Here is a 26,992-nt window from a genome sequence, read left to right as displayed (position 1 = left end):
AAACCTACAGAAAAAACTATTCATGAAACATATTATTTATTTAATAGGTTTTCTTTTCACCACAATAACATTTGGTCAGGAAAACTCATATAGCTTTACATTACAAGAAGCAATTGATTTCGCTCTTGAAAATAATAGAAATGCAAAAAATGCCATTCGCGATGTTAAAATTGCTGAAAAAGAAAAATGGGAAACCACTGCAACAGGTTTACCACAAATAAATGGTAATATAGACTATCAAAATTGGATCAAACAACAAATTTCGTTATTGCCAGGCGAAATTGCTGGTGGAGAACCAGGCACATTTGTACCAGTAACATTTGGAACACAACAAAGTATGGTTGCTGGTGCTACTTTAAATCAATTACTTTTTGATGGCTCTTACCTAGTTGGGCTTCAAGCTGCTAAAGTGTATTTATTGATCTCTGAAAACTCTAAAGTAAAAACAGATTTAGAAGTTCGCAAGGCGGTTATCAATGCCTATGGCAATGTATTACTTGCCGATGAAAGTTTAACGATTGTAGAGAACAATATAGCTGTTCTAGAAAAGAACCTTAATGAAACTACAAAAATATATGAAAACGGATTGGGTGAAGAAGAAAGTGTTGAGCAGCTTCAAATAACTTTAACGAGTTTAAAAAGCTACTTAAACAATAATATTCGCTTAAAAGATTTAGCCTATAAAATGTTCAACATTACATTAGGTCTAGATGTAAACTCCATTACTACATTATCAGACGATTTGGAAACTTTAACCCTTCAAAACATTTCGCTTGATTTATTAAATACAGATGACAGTGTAGAAAATGCTATCGATTATCGCATTGCATCCAATTATATGGAAACGCAAGAGCTTTTACTAAAACTGGAAAAAAGCGCGTACTTACCACGTTTAAATGGTTTTGTAACTGCTGGTTACAATGGTTTTAGTGAAGAATTTACTTTTGCAAACAATAATCAAAATTGGTTTGGTCAAGCACAGTTTGGTGTGTCCATGAATATTCCAATTTTTAGCTCTGGATTAAGACGTGCTTCAGTACAGCGTGCTAAAATTGAAGTTGCCAAAGCAGAAGAAGAGTTAACAGAAGTAGAGCAACAGTTGCAATTTCAAATTGCTAATGCAAAAAGCGCATATCAATTTGCAATTGATGATTATTCCAATAAAAAAGAAAATTTAAATCTTGCCGAACGAATAGAAGCCAAAAATGAAACCAAATTCTTCGAAGGCATAGCAACAAGTTTTGAATTAAGACAGGCACAAACCCAATTATACACGGCTCAACAAGAATATTTACAAGCTATGTTTAACGTTATTGCCAAAAAAGCCGAATTAGAAACCATACTTAACACCGTTAATTATTAAGTCATTAAATAACATGAAAAACATACTAACATTAATTATAATAACACTTCTTTTAGCCTCTTGCGGAGAAGGTAAAAAAAACTCACTCGAAAACGTATTAAGCTCTGACGATTTAGAACTCATGCGCCAAAAACGAGCTGAAATTGTAGAACAACAACAGACCATCAACAGTCAATTGGCGTCTTTAGATGAAGCCATATCTAAAATTGATACTGTAAAAAAAGTACCTTTAATCACAACCTTTAAAGCTAAAACAGAACCTTTTAACCATTATTTTGAAATTCAGGGAAATGTAACTACCAAAAACCTTTTGGTTATTACTCCTGAATACAATGGCATATTAACCCAAGTTTATGTAAAAGAAGGTCAAAAAGTAAGCAAAGGACAAACACTCGCTAAAATTGATGATGGTGGTTTAGGTCAACAATTGGCTCAATTACAAATCCAAACCGATTTAGCCAAAACTACCTATGAACGCCAAAAACGATTATGGGATCAAAATATAGGTAGTGAAATTCAGTATTTACAAGCCAAGTCTAATTATGAAGCTCAAGAAAAAGCTGTAAACCAACTTAATCAACAAATTGCAAAAACTGTTGTAAAAGCACCCTTTTCCGGAACTATTGACGATGTCATTACCGAACAAGGAAGCGTAGTTGCTGCTGGTCAGTCCCAACTTTTTAGATTGGTAAACCTTAACAACATGTATATTGAAACCGAAGTTCCAGAGCGCTATATTGAAGATGTTACCAGAGGAAAACACGTGGTAGTGGAGTTTCCGGTTTTAGGAAAGACAATTGAAACCGAAGTACGCCAAGCTGGTGACTTTATTAATCCTTCAAATAGAACATTTAAGGTTGAAGTTGGTATTCCAAACTCTGAAAAAAATATCAAACCGAACTTAACGGCTAAACTAAAAATTAACGACTACACAAATAAAGAGGCTATATTAATTCCTCAAAGCGTTATTTCGGAAAATGCCGAAGGTGAACAATATATATATACCGTTTCAGAAAAGAATGCTAAAAATGTAGGTGTTGCTAAAAAGACCATAATCACTACTGGAAAAACACAAGGCGATGTTATTGAAGTCCTGTCTGGAATTGAAAACAACGCTGAAATTATCAAAGAAGGTGCTCGAAGTGTAAAAGATGGCCAATCAGTTGAAGTGATTGACTACAATGAAACTGCACAATAAACTAACCATAAGTCAAAAGATTTAAAACATGACCGAAAGACAAAAAAAAGTCGATAAAGAATTTGGGCTGTCATCTTGGGCCATAAATAACAAGACCACGATATATGTCCTTATTTTAGTGTTTTTTTATTTAGGTATTTCAGCATTCTTTGAAATGCCCAGAGAAAATTTCCCTGAAGTAAACGAAACCAAAATTTATGTAAGTACCGTTTATCCTGGGAACACAGCAGAGGATATTGAAAAACTTATAACAGACCCATTAGAAGATGAACTTAAAACTGTTAGTAATGTTGTAGAAATTACCTCAACATCTCAAGAAGACTACTCCATGGTCATCGTAGAGTTTGATGAGGGTGTGACCGTTGAAGAAGCAAAACTAAAAGTCAAAGACGAAGTCGAATCAAAAACAACAGGCGAAGATTGGCCTACATTTAATGATGCCAAAGTAGAACCCGATGTTTTCGATTTAAGTATGTCTGAAGAAATGCCCATACTTAATATCAATATTTCAGGTGACTATCCTGTTGATAAGTTAAAAGAATTTGGTGAATACCTACAGGATGAAATTGAAGATTTACTAGAAATCAAAGAAGTTGCCATTCGTGGCGCACAAGAAAAAGAAGTTGAAGTTGCTGTAGATATTTATAAAATGATGGCTGCTCAGGTATCATTTAGTGATGTCATTGGAGCTATTAACGGTGGTAATGTAACCATGTCTGCAGGAAACATAAAAGCAAGTGGACAGAGAAGAACCATAAGAATACTAGGGGAAATTGAAAACCCCTCTGATTTAGAAAATTTTGTAGTTAAATCAGAACATGACAATCCTATTTACTTAAAAGATATTGCTACTGTCAGTTTTAAAGAAGAAGATAAAACAACTTTTGCAAGGGAATATGGTGAACCTGTTGTAATGCTTGATGTTAAAAAACGTGCTGGCAAAAATATGGTTGCAGCGGCTCAACAGATTCATGAAATTGTAAAGAACGCCAAAGAGAATGTATTTCCACAAGATTTAGAGGTTACCATTGCAAACGACCAATCTTCAGTAACTATCGGACAAGTAGATGACTTGGTAAACAATATCATCTTTGGTGTTATTTTGGTTGTAACCGTTTTAATGTTCTTCCTCGGTTTTAAAAATGCCATTTTTGTTGGTTTTGCTATTCCAATGTCCATGTTTATGTCCCTCATGATTCTAAATATGTTCGGCATTACCCTTAATACAATGGTACTTTTTGGACTTATTATGGGATTAGGTATGCTGGTTGATAATGGTATTGTGGTTGTTGAAAATGTTTACCGACTTATGGACGAAGAAAGCATGAGCCGTATTCAAGCAGCTAAAAAAGGTATAGGTGAAATTGCTTTCCCTATTATCATTTCGACGGCAACTACAGTTGCTGCTTTTATTCCTCTTGGGTTATGGCCGGGTATTATGGGTGAGTTTATGATTATACTTCCCCAAACACTTTCTATAGTACTAGGTTCTTCACTATTTGTAGCCATATTTTTCAACTCTGTATTGGTATCGCAGTTTATGAGTATTGAAGATAAGGATATGCCACTTAAACAAATTGTAACAACTACATCAATTATGGTTGTCTTTGGATTACTGGTGTATTTTGTTGCCGGAGAATACAGAGCTTTAGGTTCCTTAATGGTGTTTACGGCTATTATGCTGTGGGTTTATCGAATATTTTTACGTAAATGGGCTAACAATTTCCAAACCAAGACTCTGGTAAAATTGGAACGTTTCTATGAAAGAACACTACGTTGGTCATTATCTAGGTGGAGACCCATAGCATTGAGTATGGGGACATTTTTATTATTGATTGTAGCATTCATGACTTTTGGAATGTCGCTATCAACACAACGTACCAAAGTGGAATTTTTCCCAGATAATATTCCTAATCAGATTATTGTTTACATTGAGTATCCTGAAGGAACAGCCATTGAAAAAACCAATGCCATAACAAAAGAAATTGAAAAGCGTGTTTACAAGGTGTTGGACGATTCGCATTACAAAGACGGCACTCATAACTTTATGGTAGAAAGTGCCGTATCACAAGTAGGTGAGGGTGCTGGTAATCCGCAAACTGATGGTGGATCTGCAGCCGAAATGCCTCATAAAGCCAAGATAACCGCTTCTATGCGTGAGTTTAAATATCGTCGAGGTGAAGACAGTGAAATTTTACGCCAAAAAGTTCAAAAATCATTGGTAGGTATTTACCCAGGTGTTCTTATATCAGTTGAAAAAGACGCTGCTGGACCTCCTGCAGGCGCTCCTATCAATATTGAAATTGAAGGAAAGGATTATAATCAGCTAATTAACATAGCTGAAAAGATGCGAGAGTTTATTAATAGTAAAAATGTACCTGGTGTTGATGAATTGAAAATTGATGTCAATAAGGACAAGCCTATTATGCGCGTAGTAGTTGACCGTGAAAAAGCTGGTGAATTAGGCATTAGTGCTTCACAAGTAGGACAGCAACTTCGAAATTCGATTTTTGGATCTAAAGCTGGAATTTACAAAGAAGATGGTGACGATTATGATATTTATGTGAGGTTTAATGAAGAAAACCGTTATGACAAAAGTGCGCTGTTTAATCAAAAAATCACGTTTAGGGATATGGCTTCAGGTCAAATTAAAGAAATACCTGTTTCTGCAATAGCGACCTATGAAAACACTTCAGGTTTCAGTGCTATAAAACACAAAGACACCAAACGTGTGGTTACCGTATATTCTGCGCTAGCACCAGGTTACACAGATGCGGGAGCCGTAGTTAATCAAATTAGAAACGAGATGAAAAGTTTTGAAGGCCTTCCAAAAGACATAAAAATCGATTATACTGGTCAAATTGAAGAACAGAACAAGCAAATGGCTTTTTTAATGGGTGCATTCTTTACAGGTTTAGGTCTTATTTTCTTCATATTGATATTCCAGTTTAACTCTATATCCAAACCAACAATTATAATGTTGGCCATTTTCTTAAGCTTAATTGGTGTTTTTGGAGGTATAGTTATAACAGGTAGTGCCTTTGTAATTATGATGACCATGGTTGGTATCATTTCTTTGGCTGGGGTTGTAGTTAACAATGGGGTTGTATTGTTGGATTATGCGCAATTGCTAATTGACCGTAAAAAAGTTGACCTCAATATAGATGAAAGCGACTATCTGGAAATAGATGATTTGTTTGAATCTATTGTTAGAGCTGGTAAAGCGCGTTTACGTCCTGTTTTACTTACTGCAATAACTACTATTTTAGGTTTAATTCCATTGGCAGTTGGTTTCAATATTAACTTCTTTACTTTATTTAAAGATTTTGACCCAAACATCTATATTGGTGGAGATAACGTAATCTTCTGGGGTCCATTGGCTTGGACTGTAATTTATGGTCTATTTGTTGCAACATTTTTAACTTTAGTTATTGTGCCCGTTTTATTTTTCTTAGTCATGAAGTTGAAGATGTGGTTACGCAAAAAACGTAAAGGTAGTTTACAAATTGAAAGTGAATCCTTATCCCTTAAATAAGGATTGATTAATAGCAGAAAAAAGCCGTAACAATTGTTATGGCTTTTTTCATTTAATTTAAAATTTCTTTATTAAATAATGCTTTCCTCCAGTTCAAAAACATGGGTGTTTTGATGCTGATTGCGATTATTTATTTTGGTATTTTCTGATTTCCATACTAGACGTTTTTTATAATAATGAAAATTATTATTATCCGTAGGATCCATTACCATGAGATAAATCCATTCATTGTCAAGTAAGGTTTTGATATTATCATTTCTTAAGAGAATTTCACTCACCCGTGAAATAGGTGCTTGAATGACAACAGATAACCTCAAAGGTTGGTGATACATTTTAGAATCTGTTTCTTGTAGTGATTGTAAAGGCAAACCCATTTTAAGGTCACCACCATTTCCTTGAACAACACCAAATTTACCTGTAATATTATGTGTGATTTTTGATCCTCCACCAAAAATATCATTATCTACCATTGCAAAATAATAGTGGTTATTAATCCATTGTGTCACAACCATTGGCCCTTGCATAATAGCTTCTAGTGCTTTACCGTTTTCATCTGTTTGCCAATCGTAGGAATGTAAAAAACATCGACCGTCTAGGTTTTTACCTTGACTTAATGATCGTGGGCCTATTATAAACGATGCATTTTTTGCTAATCCCCATTCTGGACGTGTGTCAGACCAATTATTTGCTTTTTTGTTTGCTAATGCAACGCTACCGTTTTTGATTCCCATTCGCTCTTGAGTTGCTGTTTGTTGGGCTTTAGCTAAATTTAATTTTAAATTGGCAACAGTTTTTAAATGACTCTTTGGAACGTCAGAATCAAATAAAATAATCTCATCTGTCGTTGTGTTATGTTCTGCTCCAATAAAGACTGTTGATTCAGGTATGTCAATGTCATGAAGTTCTTTTAAGTTTTCCCTCACTTCAAAATCATTAGCCAATTTGGCAAAAACTCTGGCATTATGCCTTCCTGGACTAGCGGCACAAGCTCCACAATCTAAACTAGATCCAAAGGGATTATTGGCAGAGTGGCTTCCGTGGCCCACCAGAAGTACAATGGGAGAAAATGACTTCCAACCCATCAAATCAAAGGCAGATTTTACGATGTTCACCTTCGCTTCCAATGAAATTTTTTCTTCATTATCTGAAGTGTTATCAATAATTTTTAGCTGTGGTTCACAGAACGATTCATGATCAACAGCGTTATTCTTATTAATCTTAAGCAAGTAACCTGGTGCGAATGTTCTAGCAATTAGGAATAAAAAATATAAAACTCCACTGCCCTCAACAAATCCAAAAGCCGACGGTAACATATTCTTCATGCGTTTAAGAAAATATTCCTTAAACTGATTCAATTTGGTAATCCTAGTATATTTTGCAAATTGCTCTTTTTTATTTTCTAACGTTACTTCAGAAGCTTGATAGGATGAGTCTAATATGGGCGGACATGACTTTCTGGACAATTCGCTATCCAAACATTTGTAATCCATGGCAATTCCAAAAAAACCAGCATAACCAAAAGTTTCATATTTGCCGGCAGATTCTACATGCCTACGAATGAGCTCTGAACGGGTATCAATACAAAACACCATCTGAGCTTCTAAATCATCAGTGCTCTCCTTGTTAAAATCATGAGTGATTTTTTGGGATTTCAGCAAACGTTCTAATTCACTCTGCCAACTTTTTTCCCATGCCTGTAACCAAATATATTGAAGATTAAATAGCTTATCTTCATCTGGTATAGTTGTTTTTTCGGGAGCAATTTTGGCATTAGTAATTTTTCCAATACATAATCTGACCGCTAAATAATCTTGTAAAGTAATAGGATAGGTTTCTTGCCTTATTGATTTAGTTGTATTTCGGTAATTGATGTAGCCTGTCCAACCTGGTAAAGCCGCCAAATGGTAAGTAAATATTTTTATGTGATCTTCTTTTGGAAAATCTTTTAAAAAACTGCTCAAGGCCTCCTCACTTGATAAGGGGATATCATCACGGCTCAATTTTGGTAGACTGTTATCATACACAGCAAGCTTTCTCCAGGCCTTAAAGAATCCTTCTTGCTTATTTGGCATTTCCCATTCTGCCAGGCCTTCATCCATAAAAACTGACAACCATTTTGACATAACTCTGTCTAGTTTATGAGTATCATTGGTAGCTTCATTTTTGCCAGTAGTCAGTTCTGACAAATAAAACTCTGGCGACTCTGTAAATGCATTTTCCTTTAACATTTTAACAAGTAATTTTCTATTAATAGCACCTTGGTCTAGTGCATCGCGAAAGAGACTTGCATTAGGAAAAACTTGGGCGTTTAAAAATAATCTTGCCTGTTTAATAGCTTTAGTGAAATGTTGATTTTCATAACCAGATAATGGGTTTGAGGTGACAAATGAATAAAGCGGCCAAGTTTTTCCTATAACTTTTGAGGCTTCTTCTATACTATGTTTTATAGATATATCAATCATAATAATTATGGTTTGTACATTAAAATAGTTTTCTTTTGAGGCTGTGACATATTTAATAGCTTAACATATAGCCAAGGATAGTTTTTGTAGAATCCCAATTTCATTATGAAAAACCCAATGAAAAATATTACACCAAAAACTACTTCCATAAAAGACATTTTATATGACTGTGAGACAATAGCCATATCATCCATCAAGATTGTTACAGCATTGTACATTAGCGCATAGGTTGAAATACCAATAAAAAACAGCATTGTTGGCAAAAACGTTTTTTGAAGCGGTGTCAGGTGTTTTTCTTTAACAATATTATAAGTTGCTTGACCAACGGTTATTGCAACAATTAGTGTTAAAAACAAACTACTATCAAGAGCAAAGCTTTTACCCGTAAAGTAATTGAATAAAAAAGCTCCCATGATTCCAAAAAACAATACCACCAATGCTTGTAATGGTTTTATAGTGATATTTAGTGGTTTCTGAATGTCAGATGATTTTATTTCTTCTCCAGATGATAAAAACAAATAGGCTTTATAAAACCCATGGAGTATTAGGTGTGCAATGGCTGCATTAAAGAATCCTAATCCACACTGCATAATCATAAAACCCATTTGGGCAATTGTTGAACAAGCTAATTTTTGTTTTACCTGAACTTGAATGAGTTTAGTGAATTGAGCAAGTATGGCTGTCAACCCTCCAACTAAAAAAAGGATATTAAGCGATTTTGATTCTACCAATAATACAGCTAGAAGCGTTAGTAATATACCAGAGCCATTAACAAAACCTGCATGCATCAGTGCCGATGCAGGAGTTGGAGCTGTCATGGCTGAAAGCAACCATTTATGGAATGGAAAAATTGCAGATTGTACGATTGCTGCTATTATAACAAATAATGCCGCGAATAGAAGGACATAATGAGGAACACTATTTAAGTTTGCTAAAATATCACTCAATGTAACCGAGTTTGTATTTAGAGCCAGAAGCACTAGACCTAAACTTAAAAAAAGGCTGCCAAGCAGAAAGTTGTTAAAAGCAAATTTTGATGCCTCTTTAGCTTCACCCCAATCAGAATGTACCCCAATCAATCGTGACATTATGAAACCCATTAAAAGCCACATAGCTAAAAATATGAGAATATGGTTTGCCGAAACAAAAACCATTATTGACAACATAAACCCTAAACTCAACAGCGAAAATTTGTTTTGGTATCTAAAGCCCGACAAATAGTTCTCACTGTAGCTTGCTATTAATCCACTGAAAAATGTAACCACAGACCAAATAAGAGCTACAAAACCATTAAATCTAAATAAATCACCTAGCTTTACTTGTGGAATATTGGAAAAGTTGAACAACACATAAGAAAAAATACAGATGAACAACAACCACATAAAACGAGTGATGATTTTTTGAATAGAAAAAAAGGAAATTTTCATATTTGACATAATTAAAAATTTATTAGTGTTAAATAACTCAGAAGTCATTAAGTGTTTGCACGAATTTTCATAATGAAAATAGCAGAGAAAACAAATCCACATATTAAAAGTTCATCAATAAAAGCTGAATTGCGCATATAGGCCAAACATGTAAAAATGGCTAATGTGAACATGCCTAAAACTGGTAGAAGCATTGACTTTTGTAAATCCATTTTAATTATCTTTTAAATCGTTATCAATTATTGAAATTTCTAAAACGCCATTAATTTTTATCATCTGGTTTTTTCGAAATGACTCCGCAATAAATTCTTTGGCAATGCCCTTTTCCTTTTGAAGTTCACTTATTCTACCATCTAACTCATCAGAATTACTGTAATGGTTTCCTTCCCATTGTTGAAGTCTCTGAATTTTGTGAAAATTAATCTTCTCATCTATCAAAGATCCTATGACATGAGAAGCTTCAGAAGGTGTAAATTCACCTTTAACAAGTTGAATTTTTTGACTAATTTTTTCAGGTTTAACTAATTCTTTGGTTTCCATTTTTTTGAATTTTTATAATTAAACAATTAAATCTGATGCAAATATTAGAAAGTATTATCATATATTTTTATTTATATTTGTAATGCTATACATAAATTATATTTATGAATTATACATTGCATCAACTTCAGATTTTTTTAAAAATCGCTGAACTAAAAAGTATTACCAAGGCTTCAGAGGTTTTAAATCTCACACAGCCTGCTGTTTCCATTCAGTTAAAAAATTTTCAAGATCAGTTTCCGATTCCTTTGACTGAAGTTGTAGGAAGAAAGCTTTATATAACTGATTTTGGAGAAGATATTGCCAAAGCTGCAGAACAGATAATTAACCATGTACATGCCATAAACTATAAAACACTCTCATTTCAAGGGCAGTTGTCAGGACGTCTCAAAATATCCAGTGCGTCTACCGGAAAGTATGTAATGCCTTATTTCTTATCAGGCTTTATGAAAGAAAACCCTGGTGTTGAATTGAACATAGATGTAACTAATAAATCTCGAGTAATTGAAAGTTTAGAACTTAATGAAGTTGATTTTGCATTAGTTTCCGTATTACCCGAAAAACTAAATGTTAACAAGGTAGAACTCATGCAAAACAGACTCATGTTAATAGGCAGTACAAAACTGGATTTAAAAAAATGGCGGAGTAAAAAGCAACTATTCGAAAACTACCCTTTGATTTATCGCGAAACGGGTTCTGCCACCAGAAATGCTATGGAAAAATTCATACTTAAAAACAACTTTTCTGTTCATAAAAAAATTGAACTTACCTCAAATGAAGCAGTAAAGCAAGCTGTTATATCTGATTTAGGATGCTCCATCATGCCCTTAATTGGAATAAAAAATGAACTTAAAAATAAGGATTTACAAATAATACCCGTTAAAGGCCTACCCATTAACACAACATGGAATTTAATATGGTTAAAATCAAAAAAATTATCACCTGTAGCCGAAGCCTATCTTGATTTTCTTGATGCTCAAAAAGATTATATTATTAAAAATGAATTTTCTTGGATTGATTTTTAAAAAATATTCAGACATCAATTTTAGTATAAAAAAATTTATACTCTTGGGTATTTCATTAAATTTGCAACTCTAAATTTAGGTTATGTATAGAAGTCATAATTGTGGTGAATTAAGAGCATCGCATATCAACGAAGAGGTAACATTAGCAGGTTGGGTTCAAAAATCTCGTGATAAAGGATTTATTGTTTGGGTAGATTTAAGAGATCGGTATGGTATTACCCAGTTGGTATTTGATGAAGAGCGTACTTCAAAAACATTGATTGAACAAGCTCAAAATTTAGGTCGTGAATTTGTTATTCAGGTCACAGGTAAAGTTATTGAACGAGCTTCTAAAAATCCCAATATACCTACAGGCGATATTGAAATACTAGTTTCTGAATTAACTATTTTAAATGAAGCCAAACTGCCACCATTTACTATTGAAGATAAAACTGATGGAGGTGAAGATTTACGTATGAAATACCGCTATTTGGATATTCGTCGTAATCCTGTAAAAAACAGTTTAATCTTTAGGCATAAGGTTACACAAGAAGTTCGTAATTATCTTTCTAACGAAGGTTTTATCGAGGTTGAAACCCCTTATTTAATAAAATCAACTCCAGAAGGCGCTCGTGATTTTGTAGTGCCTAGTAGAATGAACGAAGGTCAATTTTATGCCTTACCACAATCACCTCAAACCTTCAAGCAATTGCTCATGGTAGGTGGCATGGATAAGTATTTTCAAATTGTAAAATGCTTTAGAGATGAGGATTTACGTGCTGATAGACAACCAGAGTTTACGCAGATTGACTGCGAAATGGCTTTTATTGAACAAGAAGATATTTTAAATGCTTTTGAAGGTTTAACACGTCATTTGTTAAAAGAAATTAATGGTGTTGAAATTGATAAATTTCCTCGTATGTTATACGATGACGCCATGCGAAAATATGGAAATGACAAACCGGATATCCGTTTTGGGATGGAGTTTGGCGAACTAAACGAGGTAGCACAACATAAAGATTTCAATGTATTTAATTCAGCCGAATTGGTTGTGGGAATTGCAGTCCCTGGAGGAAACACTTACACCAGAAAAGAAATAGATAAGTTAATTGATTGGGTTAAGCGACCACAAGTTGGTGCTCTAGGCATGGTGTATTGTCGTTGTAATGATGATGGTTCCTTTAAATCATCTGTAGATAAATTTTATGATCAAGATGATTTAGCAAAATGGGCTGAAGCTACTGGCGCCAAACCAGGCGATTTAATTTGTATGCTTTCTGGTGACACTAACAAAGTAAGAACGCAATTGAGTGCCCTACGTATGGAGTTAGCTGAACGTTTAGGGTTAAGAAAATCTGATGAATTTGCCCCACTATGGGTAATGGATTTCCCGCTTTTAGAATGGGATGAAGACACCGAGCGTTACCATGCCATGCACCATCCATTTACATCGCCAAAACCCGGGCAACTAGACCTTTTAAAAACAGATCCTGGCGCCGTAAAGGCCAATGCTTATGATTTAGTCTTAAACGGAAACGAAATTGGCGGAGGTTCTATAAGAATTCACGATAAAGAAACCCAAGCCTTAATGTTTGATTATTTAGGTTTTACAGAAGAAGAAGCCAAAGCGCAATTCGGATTCTTAATGGATGCCTTTCAATATGGCGCACCGCCACATGGCGGATTGGCATTTGGTCTGGATAGGTTGGTTGCCATATTAGGTGGTCAAGAAACCATTCGGGATTTTATTGCCTTTCCTAAAAACAACAATGGTCGCGATGTTATGATTGATGCTCCTGCCCCTATAGATGAGGAACAATTAAAAGAGCTAAACTTAAAACTCAATTTACAATCTTAAATAATTAAATCCTGCAATTGCAGGATTTTTTAGTAGATTTAATTGATGGCTAAACAGAACTATATTAAGCGATTTTTGATTTGGAAGTATAAAAATATTTCTCAAAAAAACTTTGTTTATATACTAAGTGTAGTTGTTGGTTTACTTGCAGGAATTGCAGCTGTAACTTTAAAGAATATTACTTTTACCATTCAATCTGCATTAGAGCATGGTATTGTGTTTTCGCAAAATCAGCTCTATTTCATTTTACCAATTATAGGCTTGCTGTTAGTTTATATTTTAAAGAAATTCTTTTTTAATAAACCTCTGGAGCCTTCGGTTCCAAAATTCGTAAAAAGAGCAATTCCTTCCTTGCTTTACTCTTTACTGCGCCAAAAAGGGCTATTGTCTTATAAACTTATCTATCACCCTTTAATTATGGCGCCTCTTACTGTAGGTTTTGGTGGTTCGGTTGGGCTTTTAGGGCCTTCAATAACTTCGGGTTCTGCAATTAGTTCTAATTTAAGTCGATTGTTACATGTTGATAAAAAAACACGAACTTTATTAATTGCCTGCGCAACAGCTGGTGCTGTAGCTTCGATGTTTAAATCGCCAATTGCAGCTATTGTATTTGCAGTGGAAGTATTTAGTTTGGATTTAACATTCGCTTCATTACTGCCATTACTTATCGCCTCAATATCTTCGGTATTAACATCTTATTTCTTTTTAGGAGATGAGGTGCTTTTTAATTTTAATGTCTCTGATAAGTTTACTTTGTATGATACTGCGTTTTACATAATTTTAGGTATTGGCACAGGTATAGCATCTATTTATTTTACTAAAATTTATTTCGCTATTTATACTTTTTTTGACCGTTTTAAAACACGTTTTTCCAAATTACTAGTTGGTGGATTGGCAATTGGTGTTATGCTCTATTTTATTCCGCCTCTATATGGTGAAGGATTGAGCTTTACCAGAGATTTATTTGATGGCAATCATTTACACGCACTAGGTTCAACGTTATTTGATGACTATTTGGGCAATATTTGGGTTGTCATTTTCCTATTGATTGGATTTACTTTTTTTAAGGCTATCGCCATGACTACTACTTTTGCTGCAGGTGGAGTTGGTGGTGTAATTGTACCTACTATGGTTATGGGTAGTGCACTGGGTAATGTTGTTGCAAAAATTATTAACAATATCGGTTTGGGCCATCAAGTATCTGAAGCGAATTTCACATTAATCGGAATGGCAGGATTAATAGCCGGAGTAATTCATGCACCCTTAACCGCAATATTTTTAATTGCCGAAATTACTGGAGGATATGAATTGTTTTTACCACTAATGATTACTGTGGCTATTTCATATATGATTACAAAAAATTATATGGAACACACCATATACACACGTGAATTGGCAGAACGCGGTGATTTAATAACACACAATAAGGATCAAAATGTATTGACGCTAATGACTATTGATAGTGTAATAGAAACCGATTTCATTACCTTAAACCCTGAAATGTCACTTGGTGAAATGCTTCATTCTGGTGTAGCTAAATCCAACAGGAACCTGTTTCCTGTAACGGATGACAAAAACCTGCTTGTTGGTGTTATATTATTGGATGATATTAGAACTATTATGTTTGACCAAGACCTATACAAATCAACATCAGTTGAAACTTTTATGCAAATACCTCCTGGTGTTATTGATTACGAAAAAGATACCATGCGAACTGTTATGCAGAAATTTCAAGATTTAAATGTTTGGAATTTACCGGTAGTTAAAAACGGATGTTATTTAGGTTTTGTGTCTAAATCTAAACTATTAACAGCTTACAGGCGTGAATTAATTAATTTTACCTCTTAAAATATGGTTGTGATGAAATATATTATTGCTTTTCTTTTTATCATTTCAATTGGAAGTATTATTATGGGATTTGCTCTAGATCTGCACTATTCAGAAAAATTAATAGGTGGTGGTGTCGCTGGTTTAGTATTTATAGTATTTCCTATATTTTCTTGGTATCGTTGGAAAGACAGAAACGTAAAAGACTATTTATTGACTAAAGAAAATTTAGATAAAATGCGTGAGTTTAATGACGATAATTAATTTAGGTTTCGCTTTTCAATAAAAAAACGCTTTAATAATTCTGAAGATTCTTTTGCTAGTATCCCTCCCTCAATTTTTGTTTTTGGATGCAATTTTGTTTTTAAATTAATACACCCTCTTTCTTCATCTCTAGCTCCATAAACAATTTGACTAATTTGGCTCCAGTACAAGGCTCCGGCACACATTTGACAAGGCTCTAAAGTAACATATAAGGTGCAATTCAATAAATACTTACCTCCCAAATAATTTGAAGCTGCTGTTATAGCTTGCATTTCAGCATGGGCTGTCACATCATTTAAAAGCTCGGTTAGATTATGTCCCCTAGCAATAACTTTATTATCAATAACTATAATGGCACCCACAGGTATTTCACCCTTATCGAAAGCAATTTCTGCTTCTTGCAAGGCTTTTTTCATGAAATAATTATGATCAAAGATGCTTTCCATTTGTGTAAAAATAAAAAAGGCAACTAAAATTTAGTCGCCTTTTTTCAATTATTTTATAACGTGTTAGTTTTTGATAATCTTATTATTTGAGTTAATGTTTTGTCCGTTAATATTTAAAATATAAATACCAGATTGCAATTGACTCATATTAATCTCAACTTGGTTGTACAACTCTGTTTGAGTTGAATAAACCTTTCTTCCGTTTAAGTCTGTTAACGTAATTCTTACCTCACCTAAACTTCTGTTAGTTTTAATGAAAACGTTACCATTTGTTGGATTAGGGTATACTTTATAATCATTTTGATTAAATTCATCAACACTTAAACTTGTACAATTAGCCAACGAAGGATCAGAATCCGGTGGCAATGTAAAATCTTCTACCTGGTCTGTTCTACTAAATGGTGTTCCTTCAGAAGCATTTAAACCTAAACCTCTATTAGCAAATACTTCCCAAATTAAGCATTGGTCTTCACCTCCAGTTAATGCAGTATCGGCTGCAAGTATAGCATCTCTTCCATCAACAAAACCTGGATTACATTGTTGGAGTTTTAAACCATCCATAACAATTTGCATAACTTTATTATTTCCTCCAGTTCCATTTAAAAGATCTTCATCAAAACCATATTTATCCACATAAGCCCATGTTAAATCCCATAATACTGTTGCCCAAATGGTACCAACACCATGAGGAACTGAATTAGAAGTGTCATTAGTATCGCCATAAGTAAATGGGTTAATCGCAAAATCAGTACTGTAAGGATAACGTCTTATACCAACATCTTCAGGATTTTGTCCTACTGAATACGTAGCCATCCCTTTTGGATCTTCCGGAAGATCGGTTGTTTTCATTGTTAACATTAATGCAAACCAATCTGACCAACCTTCTCCCATTTGAGTTACGTTTGTCAAACAATTAGTTGTATTTGCACCTCCTGTTAATCTGTTGGAAATACCATGACCATATTCATGTGCTACAATAAGATTATCCAAACTTCCATCCTTTTGGTATGGCCCTGCATCTAATAGAGATGCATTAATAGTGTCACCATTTAATAAAGCTGCAATAAGTGCTTCACCATCAATATTATTAATCATTATTGAAGGGATAGTTACGTTGGCACCAACAGCTCCACCTCCCATTGTAATAGGGTCACCAGCAACATTATTTACCATTATAACGGCAACAGCACCTTCATTTTCTGCGGCTAATATTTTAAATCCAAATTCACAAACACCACGACGAATAACTACTATCTTACCATTTAAATCAGCACCATTAGTAATATTATTACAACCATCTTGAGGATCTGTCGAACTCATTCCACCTATATTATTATCAACAACCAATGCCAAATCTGCAGTAATTGGTGTAGATGACAATGTGCCACCAAAGTTTGCTGGTAAACCAGAATAATCTCCAGCCAAACCGCCATTGTTTATGGTTAAGGGGTCGCCTGCAGGGCCTGATGCCGACCATAAGAACATGGTCATTCCTGGGTTTCCACCATCAGCAGGCGTTCCAAAAGTAGCATTGTTTAAACCTGCGCCATCTTGACCATCTGCAAAAACAAAATCGCCACCAATACCGCCATTACCATAATTATTTTCTTGGAAATTACCGCTTGCTTCATCAAATCCATATTGATACCAAACATCATGCATCATATTATTCATATAGAATAAATTTGTTAACGATACATCTTCGTACAACACTGGAGCTTGGTTCAAATTCAGTGGAAAATCAAAGTTTAAAGTAGCTGTTCCATCAGGCATATAACCATTATCATCATTATTGGCATCTCTATCTTCTTGTGCCCAAACATTATTTCCTCTGGTAACAGTATATTCTGCACCGCTAACTCCGTTTGTATCATGCCATCCAAAAGGCGATGCATTAGGATTTGCAGGTTCGCTTACCAGTGTTCTATCTCCATCGTTTGGTCCTCCTACTGGTAATTCATAAATATTATATTGAGATCCGTCAACACGACGGTAATCGTCTTTAAATAAAGTGAAATTATTAGCTGCTGTTTTATTTTTCACATCATGGTTATGGGAAGTATGATTAGAATCTCCAAAATTACACGTTAAAATCCAGTCATTTTGGCTTAACACCTCTCCATTTAATGCATCTATACGAATGCTTGGCCACGTAGTACCATCTAAAGTATAAATACTAACATCCCAAGCTAATTTTAATTCTCCATTACTATTATAGTAAACTAATTCAACTGGAATATCAACTTTAGAAATATTCCCATTAGAATACACAAATTTCTTTTCAACAGTTTCTAATAATGTAAGGTTTTGAGCACTTCCTAAATTTAACTCTGAAGCAGCTCGTTGAATAGCTTGTTCAGGAGATAATTGTGGAGCGGTTGCATTTACCCGTTGGGTAATATTACCCATGAAATTATTAGCATAATAAAAAACAACATTATCCTTAATAGCTACACTTGAAATAGCATTAAAGATATTGATGCCTTGATAACGTTGGTTAACATAAACATGGGTTATCTTTGATTTTGTGGAAAAGAACTCCTTACTAACGTATAAATCAGCAATATCTGTGCTAACTAAACTTAAGGATTCCTTCTTTTGGTCTAAATACGATTGGATAACCGAACCATATTCTGAATTAGTTAAATTACTTTGAGCAAAACCGATGTTGGTAAGTAAAGCAATTACTAAAAATAAAACAGAATTAATGTAATTGTTTTTCATTTTTTATGATGTTAGTAATTCTTATTTTTTGATAATTTCACAAATATAGTCAAGTGTGACAGATAAATTAACTTATTCTTAAATAAATATTTAAATCAACTTTAATTCAGTCTATTTTGATAATTTTATGGCATAATTGGCATCAATGAATTCTCACTTATTAAACACAATAAATTCACCAAAAGACCTTCGGAAATTGAAGGTTGAACAGCTAATCGAGCTTACAAAAGAATTACGGCAGTTTATTGTTGATATTGTTGCAACAAAGGAAGGCCATTTAGGTGCAAGTTTAGGAACGGTAGAACTTACAATTGCGCTACATTATGTTTTTAACACACCTGACGATATATTGGTTTGGGATGTTGGTCATCAAGCCTACGGTCATAAAATCCTTACTGGAAGACGAGACCAATTCATTACCAATAGGCAGCTTAATGGTATTAGTGGTTTTCCAAAAAGATCTGAAAGCACCTATGATACTTTTGGTGTTGGTCATTCATCAACATCTATTTCAGCAGCTTTGGGTATGGCTATTGCGTCCCAATTAAAAGGGGAAGAAAAACACCATATTGCTGTTATTGGAGATGCCTCAATTGCCAGCGGCATGGCTTTCGAAGGACTTAATCATGCTGGAGTAACCCAAGCTAATTTATTGGTGATTTTAAATGACAATGCAATTGGTATTGACCCTAGTGTTGGGGCTTTAAAACAATATTTAACGAATGTTAAAAAAGGTAAGGATGACCAAGATAACATTTTTGAGGCCTTAAACTTTAACTATTCAGGTCCTATTGATGGTCATGACCTTAAAAGCTTAATTGCAGAATTCAACAGGTTAAAACATCTAAAAGGCCCTAAATTATTGCATGTTGTTACCACTAAAGGAAAAGGTCTAAAGCTTGCTGAAGAAAACCAAGTTACCTATCATGCACCTGGCAAATTTAATTCGGCTACTGGAGAACTTACTCCAAAAAGCAATGTGAAGCAACCTCCAAAATATCAAGATGTTTTTGGATATACCATTTTAGAGTTAGCAAAAAAGAACAAAAAAATTATTGGCATTACGCCTGCAATGCCAACAGGAAGCTCCCTTAAATATATGATTGAGGAGCTTCCGGAACGTGCTTTTGATGTTGGTATTGCTGAACAACATGCTGTAACACTTTCAGCAGGTATGGCTACTCAAGGCTTTATGCCATTTTGTAATATTTATTCAACGTTTTTACAACGTGCTTACGACCAAATTATTCACGATGTCGCCTTGCAGAATCTTCCTGTTGTTTTTTGTTTGGATCGTGCTGGATTAGTAGGCGAAGATGGCGCTACCCATCACGGTGTTTTTGATTTAGCGTATTTGCGATGCATTCCTAATCTTATAATTTTTGCTCCTAGAAATGAAGTTGAACTGCGTAATATGCTCTATACAGCTCAATTACAAAAAACTAAAAATCCTATTGCAATACGTTACCCTAGAGGTTCTGGTGTCACTTTAGATTGGAATCGTGAATTTCAAGAAGTAGAAATTGGTAGAGGCGAGGAATTACAAAAAGGAAAATATATAGCTGTTTTAAGTATTGGAACCATTTCAAAAAATGTAAGTGAAGCCATTCAGAATACGCCTTCTGTTGGGCACTATGATTTACGCTTTGTAAAACCATTAGATGAAAAATTATTACATGAAATCTTTTCTAACTACACTAAAATCATAACAATTGAAGACGGTGCTGTAGTTGGTGGATTTGGCAGTTCTGTTTTAGAGTTTGCCAATAAAAATAATTATAAAAATGATATTAATGTCTTAGGCATCCCAGATGAGTTTATAGAACATGGTACAATACAAGAACTCCAAACTAGCATTGGTCTTGACTCTAAAAGTTTAAGTAAATACATTAATAAATTACTTGAGTAGAATACTAATCTTCAGCATAAAACTCCGTACTCTCGAAATCTGAAGCGTTCTCTGTATTCGACACTTCTTTAATTACTAATAAAAAAGCAAAGGTTACAAAGAAAATAACAATAGCTCCAAGCAAGTTTTTTTTCATGATAATCTACGTATTATGATTGGGGCACTAAACATAAATTAAATATCGTTTAAAAGCAAATTTAATCGATGAAATACGCAGTTTTAGTAACTACAATCCTATTCCTTCAATTTTTTTATATTCTAAAATAGCACGACTATCTGATAACGAGGCCACATAATTACTAACATTTAGCAATCTATCATAAATAGTATCTTGTGATTTTCTAACAATATTCTTTGGTAGAGTTTTTAATATAAGTTTATCGTAATTTGAAACCTGGTTATTAAAGTCATTTGTTAAAGCTTGAATATAAGTATCCATCAGACTATTTATCACTTTATAACCAATAATTTCTTTATTCACTACTTCATCAGATTGATAAACGTTTTCAATACTAATCTTTATTATGTCGTTTATTTGAGCCTCATATTTACTTTTATCAAGCAGCGCTGTATTAAAATTACCATTTAAAATAGATTCTTCATGAGATACAAATATCTCTACAGCTTCATTTATTAATGTATTTATAGCAAGCGCTCTTAAATAACTAATTCTATCTTGGGTGCTGCCTAACTGATTATACTTTTTGGTATGAATAGATTCTCTAACAAGATTAATTAAGTATTCTAAAGCAAATTCTTCTTGAATAAGTCCTAAATTTATACCATCTTCAAAATCAATAATAGTATAACATATATCATCTGCTGCTTCAACCAAAAAAGTTAACGGGTGCCTAGAATAGCTTAAACTATCCGCAGAACTGGTAGCTATTAAACCAAGTTCGTTTGCTATATCTTGAAAAGCTTTTTTTTCGCTTTGGAAAAACCCGTACTTTTTATCTGCTATATGCTTGGTGGGTTTTTTAGGCAGCGATTCTTTTGGATATTTCATGAATGCTCCCAGAGTAGCATAACTTAAGCGTAAGCCGCCTTCTCTACCCGCTCTACTTTCAGTTAAAATTTTAAATCCGTTGGCATTCCCTTCAAAATCACATAAATCTTGATACTGCTTTTTTGTTAACTGATCTTTATAGCTAAATCCTTTTCCCGTTTTAAAATACTCACCAATGGCTTTCTCGCCAGAATGTCCAAAAGGCGGGTTACCAATATCATGAGCAATAGCGGCAGCTGCAACTATTGCCCCAAAGTCATTAGCTTGGTAACCATGTATACTTTGTAAATGGGGATATTTTTCCAATAATTTCAATCCTACACGTCTACCTAGCGTTCTACCAACAACACTTACCTCTAAACTATGCGTTAACCGTGTGTGAACAAAATCGGTTTGTGATAATGGAATAACTTGAGTTTTATCTTGAAGACTCCTAAACTCTGTAGAAAAAATAATTCTGTCAAAGTCTACATCAAAGCCCAATCGTGTTTCATCCTGCTCTTTTCGCAGGCGTTTGTTGGTATCACCAAATCGTTTTAAAGAAAGTAATTGTTCCCAATTCATAATACTAAAAATTGATTTGCAAGATACATTTTTTCAATGTTAAGAAATTGTTTTTAAAAGTGATTTTTTCAAGTCTTACGGTAACGTTTAGATAACAGTTTTATGATTTAGGTTTAACCCGCAATTAACCTTGACTTTACATTTATCCGGTTTCTTTGCGACATCAAAATTCAAGAAAATATAATGAGACATATATTACTATTTATTCTACTTATTTCGACTTCATTTATTCAAGGTCAAAGTTCAGGAGAGCTTGTTGGTAAATTAACAGATAAAGATTTCAACGACGAACCTTTAGCATTCGCTAATATTTTATTAAAAGGGACTATTAAAGGAACAACTTCTGATTTAGATGGATTATACAGTATCGCAAATATTGAACCAGGAGTATATACTGTTGAATACAGTTTTATTGGGTATGAAACTCAAGAAATAGAAGTTACTATTGAGGCCGATAAAGTAACCGAAGTTAACATTTCAATGTCAGCTTCTGCAGCTTCTTTAGATGAAGTTGTAATTAAAACAACTACAAAAAGAGATAGTGAAGTTGCCTTGCTTTTGGAGCAGAAAAAAGCAGTAGAAATCAAACAAAGTATTGGCGCAGAAGAGCTATCAAGAAAGGGTGTTAGTGATGCAGCTGGTGCTGTTGCTAAAATTTCAGGTGTTTCGAAGCAAGAAGGTTCTAGTAACGTTTATGTACGTGGGTTAGGCGATCGCTATTTAAACACAACTATGAATGGCTTATCGTTACCATCAAATGATGTTAATAAAAAGAATATCGATTTAGATTTATTTTCATCAGATATAATTGAAAATGTATCTATTAGCAAAGCCTATTCTACTAATTTCTACGGAGATTTTTCAGCAGGTAATGTTGATATTAGTTCAAAAAATTACAAAGGTGATTTTTATGTAGATGCTTTTGTTAGTTCTGGATTTAACACCAATGCCATTGATAAAAACTTTGTTAGAAGTGAAGGTACGGGATATTGGGGATATTATGGCCGTTATGAGCACAATCCTTTTGCTGTAATATTATCACATGGTGTAGACCCTGTTGATGCTGGATCACCAATTAATATTGGTTATGGTGCTTCTATTGGTAAAAGCTTTGATTTCAAAAATGATTCGCGCTTAAGTATTTTTATTACCGGTTCTTTTGAAAACGGTTTTGAATATAGAAAAGGAACCAATGCAGATTTCACATTGGTTGAAAAGAAAGCATATATAGATAGCGCTGAAGAATTTGATTACAGTACTACATCTACTGCAATGGCCAATTTAAACTACAGAATTGATGATAGCAATACTTTAAAGTTCAACTCGCTGTTTATCAATAGTTCTAGTGATGTGGTAGGATATTTTGGTATAGACGGTAAAGGTAGAAACAGAGATGCTATTTTAAATACTGATGAAGGTTTTTACCAAATGAACGTTCAGTTTGATCAAACCAGAATGTTTGTTAATCAATTGTTGGGCAACCACAAATCGGGTGATTTTGAAGTAGATTGGGGATTTGGTTACAATTCTGTTTTTTCAGATCAACCAGATAGAAGACGTGTGAGTATTGAAAATTATCAATACGCACTAGATAGCGACCCACTTACAAATCCAACATTTTATAATAACATTGATTTTGACAACCAACGTTATTTCCAAAATATTGAGGATGAAGAATACAATGGTAGGTTAAACATATCTTATAAGCCTAGTGAAACCGTAAAAATAAATTTAGGATATAACGGTAAAACCAAAGAACGTAACTTTGAGAACATTCGTTATGGGTACGAAATACTTGATACAGACTACCAAATTACAAATGTTAACAACTTAAATAGCATCTTCAACTTATCAAACTTAAATATAAGTGAAGGTAGCGACGGTATTTACCAAATTAAAGTTATAAACAGCTATCCAGGACAATCTAACACCAACCGACCAGGCTTACCAGAAAACACATATACAGGTAATTTAGATATTTACGCTGGCTATTTGAATGCAGAAATTAAAGCTGGTGAAAAATGGTTGTTCGTTCCTAGTGTAAGATTAGAATCTGTAAATCAAAAAATTGCTTACGATGTTATTAATTTAGGTAACAACGGAAAAGCAGAAATTGGATTTTACGACAACTTCTTCTTACCAAGCTTAAATGTGAAATATGCTTTAAACGAAGATCAGAACCTACGTTTTTCAGCAAGTCAAACCATTTCAATTCCTGAATTTAAAGAAGTTGCTCCTTTTGTTTACGAGAATATTTCAACTAGAATTGGTGGTAACCCAGATTTATTAGACAAAGGAGTTTCTAAAATATTCAATATTGACTTAAAGTACGAATGGTTCTTTAGCAGCAGTGAAATTTTCTCTGTTGGTTTATTTGCCAAGCAAATTAACGATCCTGTAAATTTAGTTGTAGCAGCAGACGCAACGGGAACACAACGTTTTTTCCGAACTGGAGATAAAGCCGAAGTTTACGGTGTTGAAGTTGAAGTTAGAAAAGACCTACTTAAAAATACTGATGATGACACTATATTGTCTGCAGGTTTGAATGCAACGTATATGCACACCAATCAAGATTTGTATAATGAAATCAATGGGACATTTAGCGTAAGCTTCGATTCTGATGAAGACGAACTTCAAGGTGCATCACCGTTTTTAATAAATGCCGATGTTAGCTTCTCTCCTACTTTCAATAATTATAAGCCAGTAGCTAATTTAGTGTTCTCATATTTTTCAGACAGAATTGATGCTTTAGGCGGTGGCCAGCTTGGTAATATTATTGAAAATGGCGTACCTACTTTAGACTTTATTTGGAAAAATACAATAAAGGAAAACTTCCAAGTTAATTTAAGCTTTCAAAACCTTTTAAATCCAACCATAAAATATGTTCGTGAAACTACTTTAGGTGAAGTTGTAGTAAACTCAGCTAATGGTAATGGCGTTTCTGATTACAAACGCGGCATGAACATAGGATTACAATTAAAATATAATTTTTAGAAACCATAATAATAAATAAAGACAATAATTAAACTCAAAAACAATGAAGAATAATTTAATTTTAGGATTAGCAATTGTATCAATGCTTTTCTCTTGTACTACAGATGATACTGCTGATGTTGTTATTAATGACAACAGTGTGATTAACAATAATGGAAACGGTGGTGGACCTACTGATCCAGAAACGATTTTCTTATCAGGAACTTATACTGAAGATTTAACTTTAGACGCCAACAACACTTATAAAGTTAACGGTCCTTTAATAATGGCTGCCGGAACTACATTAACTATTCCAGCTGGAATGACTATTGAGGCTTTGGCTGCTGGAGCTAATGTTTATATTGCTATTGCTCAAGATGCCACAATTATAGCAAACGGTACTGCCGATAACCCAATTGTTTTAACTTCAGATGCTTCTAACCCATCTGCTGGAGATTGGGGTGGTTTAATTGTTTTGGGAAGAGCTCCAATAAACTCTGTAACAGGAACAGCAACTGCAACTTCTGAAATAGCAGCTTTACCATTCGGTGGTCAAGATGGCGATGATGATTCAGGGATAATTCGTTATGTGCGTGTTGAGTATTCAGGTGGTGCTGCTGATGGTCAATCTGAAAACAATGGAATCTCATTTTACGGTGTAGGTCGTGGAACTGTTGTAGAATATATTCAAGCTTACGAAGGTAAAGATGACGGCGTAGAATTTTTTGGTGGAACTGTAAATGTTAACTACATGTCTGTTGTGAATTGTCAAGATGATTCAATTGACTGGACAGAAGGATATACAGGTACAATTACAAATGCTTATGTTAAACATGGTGCTAGCCACGATAAAGGTATTGAGGCTGATGGTTATAATACAGATTTCAGTAATGCTGCGGGATTCTTTTCAAAACCAACTGTTACTAATTTAACTATAATAGGTTTAGGTTCTTCAACAGGTAATGAAGCTATTCGTTTAAGAGCTGGTACTCAAGGAATCTTTAACAATGTATTAATTGAAGGTTTTGAAGAAGGCTTTGATTTAGATGGTGACTCTGGTGACAACCCAACAGGTGCTGGTGTTTTAAATGGAGACACAAGTGTAACTGATGTAACGTTTATAGATGTAACTTTAAACATGAAAAACGATACAGGTGAAGTTTTTACTGAAGCTGATTTTATTTCAGGAAATGGAAATGGAACTGGTACTGATTACGCTACTTGGGGAGCTAACTGGACTGTTGAATAAGAAAGCTTTTATCTCAAAAAAAAGCGTCCAAATTAATTTGGACGCTTTTTTTATTATACTATTTTGCTATTTAATCTCTGATGGCAAGTTTAGACTTATTAGTCCATTCACTTACACTTGCAATAGCATTATTACTATAATCTACTTCTTTTAAAGTTTTATCTGTCCAATAAAACCACTTGCCGACTTTTTTCCCATTATCATAATTCGCAGAAACTAATTTATTGCCTTCAGCATCAAAAGATAACCACTCACCTTGAAGTTTACCATCTAAAGTGTAATAGCCTGTTTGGCTTACTACTCCATTGTCATGATAGTATACAACCTCAATTAAATTGGTGTCCTTATTAAGCTTTAATTCACGCTCTTGTTGCGCAAACGAAACCGCTGTAATTAAAAAGGCAATAAAGAAAACAAACTTCTTCATAATTATTTGGGTTTAATATTATATTTCAAATATAGTAATTAGTTAATATTTAAGCAACATTTACATAACATTAATTTAACATTAAAAATGTAAATAGCTGTTTTTCAATCAATTATATATTACTTAAAATTTAAACTTCCTTAATAATTAATTAATATTAGCATTACATTAAAGTGTTATTTAATCATGACATTTGCTCTGTCTTAAGACAAC

19 protein-coding genes are annotated in these 26,992 nt (G+C 33.9%); 10 read left to right on the top strand and 9 right to left on the bottom strand.

Features of this window, described 5'->3' with window-relative positions:
- The first annotated feature begins 22 nt into the window (after positions 1-22).
- The 3 genes from K7G76_RS12995 to K7G76_RS12985 are packed head-to-tail and all read left to right on the top strand — an operon-like array spanning position 23 to position 6,096.
- Positions 23-1,363 (top strand): TolC family protein, encoded by a 1,341-nt coding sequence (locus K7G76_RS12995; protein ID WP_223034653.1) that lies wholly within the window; start codon positions 23-25, stop codon positions 1,361-1,363.
- Between the two features lie 13 nt (positions 1,364-1,376).
- A complete protein-coding gene (locus K7G76_RS12990) occupies positions 1,377-2,561 on the top strand; it encodes an efflux RND transporter periplasmic adaptor subunit (RefSeq protein ID WP_223034652.1) in 1,185 nt (394 codons plus the stop codon).
- Between the two features lie 28 nt (positions 2,562-2,589).
- Positions 2,590-6,096, top strand: coding sequence for an efflux RND transporter permease subunit (locus K7G76_RS12985; protein WP_223034651.1), 3,507 nt, complete (start codon positions 2,590-2,592; stop codon positions 6,094-6,096).
- 71 nt (positions 6,097-6,167) lie between these two features.
- On the opposite strand, the gene K7G76_RS12980 is transcribed toward K7G76_RS12985, so the two are convergent.
- From K7G76_RS12980 to K7G76_RS12965, 4 genes are read right to left on the bottom strand one after another with little or no spacing between them, the layout of a single operon-like run.
- On the bottom strand, positions 6,168-8,558 hold the full coding sequence (locus K7G76_RS12980) for a DUF2309 domain-containing protein (RefSeq protein WP_223034650.1): 2,391 nt from the start codon (positions 8,556-8,558) through the stop codon (positions 6,168-6,170).
- Between the two features lie 5 nt (positions 8,559-8,563).
- Positions 8,564-9,994, bottom strand: a complete 1,431-nt coding sequence (locus K7G76_RS12975) for a proton-conducting transporter transmembrane domain-containing protein (RefSeq protein ID WP_255573024.1) — start codon at positions 9,992-9,994, stop codon at positions 8,564-8,566.
- A gap of 38 nt (positions 9,995-10,032) precedes the next feature.
- Positions 10,033-10,197, bottom strand: coding sequence for a hypothetical protein (locus K7G76_RS12970; RefSeq protein WP_223034648.1), 165 nt, complete (start codon positions 10,195-10,197; stop codon positions 10,033-10,035).
- A gap of 1 nt (position 10,198) precedes the next feature.
- Positions 10,199-10,525, bottom strand: coding sequence for a hypothetical protein (locus tag K7G76_RS12965; protein ID WP_223034647.1), 327 nt, complete (start codon positions 10,523-10,525; stop codon positions 10,199-10,201).
- 104 nt (positions 10,526-10,629) lie between these two features.
- On the opposite strand from K7G76_RS12965, the gene K7G76_RS12960 reads away from it, so the two are divergent.
- The 4 genes from K7G76_RS12960 to K7G76_RS12945 all read left to right on the top strand — a co-directional run bounded on the left by K7G76_RS12960 (position 10,630) and on the right by K7G76_RS12945 (position 15,478).
- The gene (locus K7G76_RS12960) at positions 10,630-11,550 is read left to right on the top strand and encodes a LysR family transcriptional regulator (RefSeq protein ID WP_103053115.1); all 921 of its coding nucleotides are present in this window, start codon (positions 10,630-10,632) and stop codon (positions 11,548-11,550) included.
- 82 nt (positions 11,551-11,632) lie between these two features.
- Entirely contained in the window at positions 11,633-13,387 is a 1,755-nt protein-coding gene (gene aspS / locus K7G76_RS12955) for an aspartate--tRNA ligase (protein ID WP_223034646.1), read from the top strand.
- Between the two features lie 45 nt (positions 13,388-13,432).
- The gene (locus K7G76_RS12950) at positions 13,433-15,235 is read left to right on the top strand and encodes a chloride channel protein (RefSeq protein WP_223034645.1); all 1,803 of its coding nucleotides are present in this window, start codon (positions 13,433-13,435) and stop codon (positions 15,233-15,235) included.
- Positions 15,236-15,247: 12 nt separating this feature from the next.
- Positions 15,248-15,478 carry a hypothetical protein gene (locus tag K7G76_RS12945; protein WP_223034886.1) on the top strand — a complete coding sequence of 77 codons (231 nt, stop codon included), beginning with the start codon at positions 15,248-15,250 and terminating at the stop codon, positions 15,476-15,478.
- On the opposite strand, the gene K7G76_RS12940 is transcribed toward K7G76_RS12945, so the two are convergent.
- On the bottom strand, positions 15,475-15,924 hold the full coding sequence (locus K7G76_RS12940) for a nucleoside deaminase (RefSeq protein ID WP_223034644.1): 450 nt from the start codon (positions 15,922-15,924) through the stop codon (positions 15,475-15,477). The two genes, K7G76_RS12945 and K7G76_RS12940, sit on opposite strands and share 4 nt — an antisense overlap.
- Before the next feature lie 63 nt (positions 15,925-15,987).
- Positions 15,988-18,648 carry a T9SS-dependent M36 family metallopeptidase gene (locus K7G76_RS12935; RefSeq protein WP_223034643.1) on the bottom strand — a complete coding sequence of 887 codons (2,661 nt, stop codon included), beginning with the start codon at positions 18,646-18,648 and terminating at the stop codon, positions 15,988-15,990.
- Between the two features lie 145 nt (positions 18,649-18,793).
- On the opposite strand from K7G76_RS12935, the gene dxs reads away from it, so the two are divergent.
- Complete coding sequence (dxs, locus tag K7G76_RS12930) at positions 18,794-20,557, top strand: 1-deoxy-D-xylulose-5-phosphate synthase (protein ID WP_223034642.1); 1,764 nt, start codon at positions 18,794-18,796, stop codon at positions 20,555-20,557.
- Between the two features lie 4 nt (positions 20,558-20,561).
- On the opposite strand, the gene K7G76_RS15450 is transcribed toward dxs, so the two are convergent.
- Both K7G76_RS15450 and K7G76_RS12925 read right to left on the bottom strand, forming a co-directional pair.
- The gene (locus tag K7G76_RS15450) at positions 20,562-20,693 is read right to left on the bottom strand and encodes a hypothetical protein (protein WP_255573022.1); all 132 of its coding nucleotides are present in this window, start codon (positions 20,691-20,693) and stop codon (positions 20,562-20,564) included.
- A gap of 90 nt (positions 20,694-20,783) precedes the next feature.
- The gene (locus tag K7G76_RS12925) at positions 20,784-22,130 is read right to left on the bottom strand and encodes a deoxyguanosinetriphosphate triphosphohydrolase (RefSeq protein ID WP_223034641.1); all 1,347 of its coding nucleotides are present in this window, start codon (positions 22,128-22,130) and stop codon (positions 20,784-20,786) included.
- Positions 22,131-22,313: 183 nt separating this feature from the next.
- Here K7G76_RS12925 and K7G76_RS12920 point away from each other — a divergent pair, with 183 nt between their 5' ends.
- Positions 22,314-25,124, top strand: coding sequence for a TonB-dependent receptor (locus tag K7G76_RS12920; RefSeq protein ID WP_223034640.1), 2,811 nt, complete (start codon positions 22,314-22,316; stop codon positions 25,122-25,124).
- A gap of 43 nt (positions 25,125-25,167) precedes the next feature.
- A complete protein-coding gene (locus K7G76_RS12915) occupies positions 25,168-26,352 on the top strand; it encodes a multidrug transporter (RefSeq protein WP_223034639.1) in 1,185 nt (394 codons plus the stop codon).
- A 70-nt stretch (positions 26,353-26,422) separates the two neighbouring features.
- Here the strand turns inward: K7G76_RS12915 and K7G76_RS12910 are convergent, their stop codons facing one another.
- On the bottom strand, positions 26,423-26,779 hold the full coding sequence (locus K7G76_RS12910) for a toxin-antitoxin system YwqK family antitoxin (protein ID WP_223034638.1): 357 nt from the start codon (positions 26,777-26,779) through the stop codon (positions 26,423-26,425).
- Between the last annotated feature and the right edge of the window lie 213 nt (positions 26,780-26,992).

This window comes from Hanstruepera marina (assembly GCF_019880635.1).
In the GTDB taxonomy this organism is placed as follows: Bacteria; Bacteroidota; Bacteroidia; order Flavobacteriales; family Flavobacteriaceae; genus Hanstruepera; species Hanstruepera marina.
The sequence above is the reverse complement of the archived record's forward strand: the minus strand, read 5'-3'. Positions and strand labels throughout refer to the sequence as shown.

Bases quoted from the DNA above. Each gene is read 5' to 3' on its own strand.
- K7G76_RS12990 (WP_223034652.1), top strand. From the start codon at position 1,377: ATGAAAAACATACTAACATTAATTATAATAACACTTCTTTTAGCCTCT.
- K7G76_RS15450 (WP_255573022.1), bottom strand. From the start codon at position 20,693: ATGAAAAAAAACTTGCTTGGAGCTATTGTTATTTTCTTTGTAACCTTT.
- K7G76_RS12970 (WP_223034648.1), bottom strand. From the start codon at position 10,197: ATGGATTTACAAAAGTCAATGCTTCTACCAGTTTTAGGCATGTTCACA.
- K7G76_RS12965 (WP_223034647.1), bottom strand. From the start codon at position 10,525: ATGGAAACCAAAGAATTAGTTAAACCTGAAAAAATTAGTCAAAAAATT.
- K7G76_RS12945 (WP_223034886.1), top strand. From the start codon at position 15,248: ATGAAATATATTATTGCTTTTCTTTTTATCATTTCAATTGGAAGTATT.
- K7G76_RS12925 (WP_223034641.1), bottom strand. From the start codon at position 22,130: ATGAATTGGGAACAATTACTTTCTTTAAAACGATTTGGTGATACCAAC.
- K7G76_RS12995 (WP_223034653.1), top strand. From the start codon at position 23: ATGAAACATATTATTTATTTAATAGGTTTTCTTTTCACCACAATAACA.
- K7G76_RS12950 (WP_223034645.1), top strand. From the start codon at position 13,433: ATGGCTAAACAGAACTATATTAAGCGATTTTTGATTTGGAAGTATAAA.
- K7G76_RS12910 (WP_223034638.1), bottom strand. From the start codon at position 26,779: ATGAAGAAGTTTGTTTTCTTTATTGCCTTTTTAATTACAGCGGTTTCG.
- K7G76_RS12960 (WP_103053115.1), top strand. From the start codon at position 10,630: ATGAATTATACATTGCATCAACTTCAGATTTTTTTAAAAATCGCTGAA.
- K7G76_RS12935 (WP_223034643.1), bottom strand. From the start codon at position 18,648: ATGAAAAACAATTACATTAATTCTGTTTTATTTTTAGTAATTGCTTTA.
- K7G76_RS12915 (WP_223034639.1), top strand. From the start codon at position 25,168: ATGAAGAATAATTTAATTTTAGGATTAGCAATTGTATCAATGCTTTTC.
- K7G76_RS12975 (WP_255573024.1), bottom strand. From the start codon at position 9,994: ATGTCAAATATGAAAATTTCCTTTTTTTCTATTCAAAAAATCATCACT.
- K7G76_RS12920 (WP_223034640.1), top strand. From the start codon at position 22,314: ATGAGACATATATTACTATTTATTCTACTTATTTCGACTTCATTTATT.
- K7G76_RS12940 (WP_223034644.1), bottom strand. From the start codon at position 15,924: ATGGAAAGCATCTTTGATCATAATTATTTCATGAAAAAAGCCTTGCAA.
- K7G76_RS12985 (WP_223034651.1), top strand. From the start codon at position 2,590: ATGACCGAAAGACAAAAAAAAGTCGATAAAGAATTTGGGCTGTCATCT.
- K7G76_RS12980 (WP_223034650.1), bottom strand. From the start codon at position 8,558: ATGATTGATATATCTATAAAACATAGTATAGAAGAAGCCTCAAAAGTT.
- dxs (WP_223034642.1), top strand. From the start codon at position 18,794: ATGAATTCTCACTTATTAAACACAATAAATTCACCAAAAGACCTTCGG.
- aspS (WP_223034646.1), top strand. From the start codon at position 11,633: ATGTATAGAAGTCATAATTGTGGTGAATTAAGAGCATCGCATATCAAC.